Origin of the sequence: Escherichia sp. MR (assembly GCF_005280595.1) — a bacterium.
Taxonomy (GTDB): Bacteria; Pseudomonadota; Gammaproteobacteria; order Enterobacterales; family Enterobacteriaceae; genus Escherichia; species Escherichia ruysiae.
The window spans coordinates 1-4,356 of sequence record NZ_SZVK01000106.1; the positions used below are offsets into that span (position 1 = coordinate 1).

General features: G+C 46.5%; 5 protein-coding genes and 1 pseudogene. 2 read left to right on the forward strand and 4 right to left on the reverse strand.

From position 1 onward, the window contains the following. Nucleotides 1–74: 74 nt before the first annotated feature. The 4 genes and pseudogenes from FC814_RS22200 to FC814_RS22215 form a co-directional block, all read right to left on the reverse strand. Nucleotides 75–893: pseudogene (locus FC814_RS22200) on the reverse strand (DUF945 family protein); the annotation flags it as partial. A gap of 154 nt (nt 894–1,047) precedes the next feature. Beyond that, nucleotides 1,048–1,674, reverse strand: a complete 627-nt coding sequence (gene dsbA, locus FC814_RS22205) for a thiol:disulfide interchange protein DsbA (RefSeq protein ID WP_000725346.1) — start codon at nt 1,672–1,674, stop codon at nt 1,048–1,050. A 16-nt stretch (nt 1,675–1,690) separates the two neighbouring features. Further along, nucleotides 1,691–2,677 carry a stress response kinase SrkA gene (gene srkA / locus FC814_RS22210; RefSeq protein WP_137326478.1) on the reverse strand — a complete coding sequence of 329 codons (987 nt, stop codon included), beginning with the start codon at nt 2,675–2,677 and terminating at the stop codon, nt 1,691–1,693. Nucleotides 2,678–2,753: 76 nt separating this feature from the next. Beyond that, on the reverse strand, nt 2,754–3,023 hold the full coding sequence (locus FC814_RS22215) for a YihD family protein (protein WP_001295263.1): 270 nt from the start codon (nt 3,021–3,023) through the stop codon (nt 2,754–2,756). 69 nt (nt 3,024–3,092) lie between these two features. Here FC814_RS22215 and mobA point away from each other — a divergent pair, with 69 nt between their 5' ends. Both mobA and mobB read left to right on the forward strand, forming a co-directional pair. After that, entirely contained in the window at nt 3,093–3,677 is a 585-nt protein-coding gene (mobA, locus tag FC814_RS22220) for a molybdenum cofactor guanylyltransferase MobA (protein WP_137326479.1), read from the forward strand. Beyond that, nucleotides 3,659–4,186 carry a molybdopterin-guanine dinucleotide biosynthesis protein MobB gene (gene mobB / locus FC814_RS22225; RefSeq protein WP_105280361.1) on the forward strand — a complete coding sequence of 176 codons (528 nt, stop codon included), beginning with the start codon at nt 3,659–3,661 and terminating at the stop codon, nt 4,184–4,186. The genes mobA and mobB overlap by 19 nt, the downstream gene beginning before the upstream one ends. Nucleotides 4,187–4,356: the final 170 nt, after the last annotated feature.

Sequence of the window (4,356 nt, forward strand, 5' to 3'; positions counted from 1 at the left end):
TGATAGAAACAGAAGCCACTGGAGCACCTCAAAAACACCATCATACACTAAATCAGTAAGTTGGCAGCATCACCATCAAGTTCGTAGGTCAGATTGACATTGATATAATCTTTGTCTTTTACGCGATCCAGCCTGGTTTTTGCAACGAAAGCATCGATTTGGGCAACGTCTTCTCCGCGATTGATAATGTTAATCTGATTAAATTTCGACTCGCTTTCACCCCCCGGAAATTTCTTTTCTTCTAATCGCGTCAGAGAATTAATGGTAAAACTCTTCGCCGTTACTTTGCTTATTGGCGATAATTTCAGGACAATATCTTCGACCTTGCCTTCAATATCCAGGTTAGACAATGAACTATCATCACCATTAAAAGTAAACTGGCCTTCACCAAAGGAAAACTCTCCATACTCTGCAGGGGCAACATCTAATGTCGTGGAAAATGAGCCACCAAACGCGAATCGCAATTTCGCTTCAACGGGCGATTTATTTTTCGAGGCGATAAATAGCGGTTGTGTCAGTTCATTATTCACTAAGTTCACTTTTGCCGCTGCCAGTGCGGGGATGACATTACCACGCATTAACATTGTGATGGGTAACGGACCGTGCTCAATATCTACATCAAATGCAACTTTCTGGCCTGGTTTGATATTGAGATCGGGTGCACCGTTATCAAATATAATTTGCATCTGAAAATGGGAATTAAAAAAACCTTTTTCAAAATTTTTATAACTTAATGTCATCGCGTAGGCATGTTCACCTTTCTTTTTAACATCGTTAAAATCTTTAATAAAATTTTCGACACCTGGCTGAATTTGCGTACCTGTGTACCATGTGCCACCACCCCAGATTACGGCTAACGCAACAATAACACCTGTAGCTGACTTACGTATCATATAAATATTCCCTGATAAAACAGCAAAACTTTGAATATCCACTTATGCTGAAATAATGTCCAGCGGCAGGATGCATTATCAGAATGTATTTATATTTATTAAATAATAAAAAAAGCCCGTGAATATTCACGGGCTTTATGTAATTTACATTGAATTATTTTTTCTCGGACAGATATTTCACTGTATCAGCATACTGCTGAACAAAAACATCCATATTGCTGGTATCCATACCCTGCGGATTCAGCTGATATTTACCGTTAACAAACATCGCCGGAACGCCACGCAATTGCATGTCGGCTGCGGCTTTTTCCTGCTGAGCGACCAGAGATTTCACCACGAAGCTGTTCCACGCTGCGTCGTACTCTTCACTTTTAATACCTGCGTTGATAAATACATCGCGAATATCAGATGCAGAACGAATGGTCTGGGTTTTCTGTACGCCTTCAAACAGCGGAACAGTGACTTTGTCTTCCACGCCCAGCGCCATTGCCACTGCCCATGCCTGAGTCAGTTCTTTGCCCAGATCCCCACCCATGAAGTTGACGTGGTATTTAGTCATCTTCACGCCTTCCGGCAGTTTTTTCTTCACGTTATCAGAAATATGCAGAACTTCTTCAAACTGATAGCAGTGCGGACAGAAGAAAGAGAAAAACTCCAGCACTTGCGGCGCGCCAGCAACCGGTTTTTCCAGGGTGGTGTACTGCTTACCATCTTCATACTGCGCCGCCGATGCGCTAAACGCTAAAACTAAACCAGCCAGCGCCAGCCAAATCTTTTTCATGATCTACTCTCTCCGATTAATACATAGGTGTTAATTGCAAAGGGGGTTCTTGTAGAACTTTTGCCTGTTCTATAAAAGTCGCCGTCTGTCGTAGCCAGTAATCTTCCCCGGTTAACCACGGGAAATTTTTCGGGAACGCGGGATCAGCCCAACGCCGCATTAGCCAGGCAAGATAATAAACCAAACGCATGGCGCGTAAAGGTTCAATCAGTCCGATTTCAGCGGTGTCGAACTCGCTAAATTCTTCATAAGCTTCAATAATAGTTTCCAGTTGCATACGCTGCTCGGCTTTATCACCATTCAGCAACATCCACAAATCCTGAATAGCCGGGCCATTACGTGCATCATCCAGATCGACAAACATCGGACCATCGCGCCAGAGAATGTTCCCGGCATGGCAGTCACCATGTAGCCGCAGAACGGTGAAATCTTCCCGCCAGTGCGCTGTAACGGCGGTGATCAGCTCATCTGTCGCTTTCAGGAATGCCGCTTTCAACCCGGAAGGTATCAGTGTAGCGTCCTCAAACAGTTTGCGTGGCTCAATGAGATATTCATTCAGACCGATAGTCGGGCGATGGATAAAAAGCTGTTTGCGCCCTGTCTGGTGCATACGCCCCAGATAACGACCAACCGCTTCCATCTGATCGATATTATCAGCTTCGAACTGGCGACCACCGACGCTTGGGAAAACGGCGAAATAAAATCCCTGATGATTCAATAAAGTCTGACCGTTAAAGGCCACAGGTGCTGCGACCGGAACTTCATCGTTAACCAGCTGCAAGGCAAATTGATGTTCTTCGAGGATTTGATCGGCTGTCCAGCGTTCAGGACGGTAAAATTTGACGACAAAACGTCGACGATCTTCGTCCTGAAATTGATAGACACGGTTTTCATAGCTGTTAAGCGGGGTAAGCCCGGAATCCACCCGGATCCCTTGCTCAAACAGAGCGTCCATGATGGTATCCGGGTGTAGTGTCTGGAAAGTAAAAGCGTTGTTGTTCATCCCATCATCCGGAAAACATTACGAATGATGAAGGATATCATTTCACGATGATTTTGGTCGCGCCGCTTACAAGCTTTTACTCTTTAATTACGCCGCGTGCGCGTAATAGCGCCGTTTTGAAGTCTTCTTCATAATCTTTTTGCAAACCTGGGATCACCGCATCTTTCGCGGAATCACGCATTTTCAAATGATAGATCAGAATGTCATCCGTCAAATCCGCCAGTTCGCCGTCAAAACCTGACTCTTTCGCCAGTTTCTGCAAAAATTGCAGCAGGTTAAGGTCTGGCTCTTTTTGCCAGGCTGGCTGGAGGAGTTCAATAACTTCATTCAGACGTTTACATTTCATAGTGATGCTCCTTACTCTTGAGACAGACACGTTAGCAGGGTCAATCCCACAATAAAAGAGGCGATATCGGTGAATCTGATGACGATGATAACAGGCGTTGTGCTGGCAGGAGGTAAAGCCAGACGAATGGGCGGCGTAGATAAAGGATTGCTTGAATTAAACGGCAAACCATTATGGCAACATGTCGCTGACGCGCTTATGACGCAGCTCTCTCACGTCGTTGTTAATGCTAATCGTCATCAGGAAATTTATCAGGCAAGCGGTCTGAAAGTGATTGAAGATTCACTGGCGGATTACCCAGGCCCTCTGGCAGGAATGCTTTCAGTAATGCAGCAGGAAGCGGGTGAGTGGTTTTTGTTTTGCCCGTGCGATACGCCTTACATTCCCCATGATTTAGCCGCCCGGCTTAATCATCAGCGCAAAGATGCGCCTGTCGTGTGGGTTCATGACGGTGAACGCGATCACCCGACTATTGCTCTGGTAAACCACGCAATTGAGCCTTTATTACTAGAATATCTGCAAACAGGAGAACGCCGGGTAATGGCATTTATGCGTCTGGCTGGCGGTCATGCGGTTGATTTCAGCGATCATAAAGATGCATTTGTTAACGTGAATACGCCAGAGGAGCTTGCCCGATGGCAGGAAAAACGATGATACCGTTACTCGCCTTTGCCGCGTGGAGTGGCACTGGAAAAACTACGCTGCTGAAAAAACTGATCCCGGCATTATGCGCCAGAGGGATCCGTCCAGGGCTGATTAAGCATACGCATCATGATATGGATGTTGATAAGCCAGGCAAAGATAGCTATGAGCTGCGCAAGGCTGGCGCGGCGCAAACCATCGTTGCCAGCCAGCAACGATGGGCTTTGATGACGGAAACGCCAGACGAAGAAGAACTGGATCTGCATTTCCTCGCAAGTCGAATGGATACCTCAAAGCTAGATTTGATTCTGGTCGAAGGGTTTAAGCATGAAGAGATCGCGAAGATTGTGCTGTTTCGTGATGGAGCCGGACATCGACCGGAAGAGTTGGTGATAGACAGGCATGTCATTGCTGTGGCCAGCGATGTACCGCTTAATGTTGATGTTGCGTTACTGGATATTAATGATGTTGAGGGGCTGGCTGATTTTGTGGTGAAGTGGATGCAAAAGCAGAAGGGATAATACAAGGCTGGATAAGACGCGCCAGCGTCGCATCCGGCATTTTTCTGCACCAGCGCAAAAAGGCCATCCTTCCGGATGGCCTTTCGCTTAATTTGATGCCTGGCAGTTTATGGCGGGCGTCCTGCCCGCCACCCTCCGGGCCGTTGCTTCGCAACGTTCAAATCCGCTCC

Excerpts from the sequence above, each read along its gene's own strand:
- mobB (WP_105280361.1), top strand. The coding sequence starts at position 3,659 with ATGGCAGGAAAAACGATGATACCGTTACTCGCCTTTGCCGCGTGGAGT.
- FC814_RS22215 (WP_001295263.1), bottom strand. The coding sequence starts at position 3,023 with ATGAAATGTAAACGTCTGAATGAAGTTATTGAACTCCTCCAGCCAGCC.
- srkA (WP_137326478.1), bottom strand. The coding sequence starts at position 2,677 with ATGAACAACAACGCTTTTACTTTCCAGACACTACACCCGGATACCATC.
- dsbA (WP_000725346.1), bottom strand. The coding sequence starts at position 1,674 with ATGAAAAAGATTTGGCTGGCGCTGGCTGGTTTAGTTTTAGCGTTTAGC.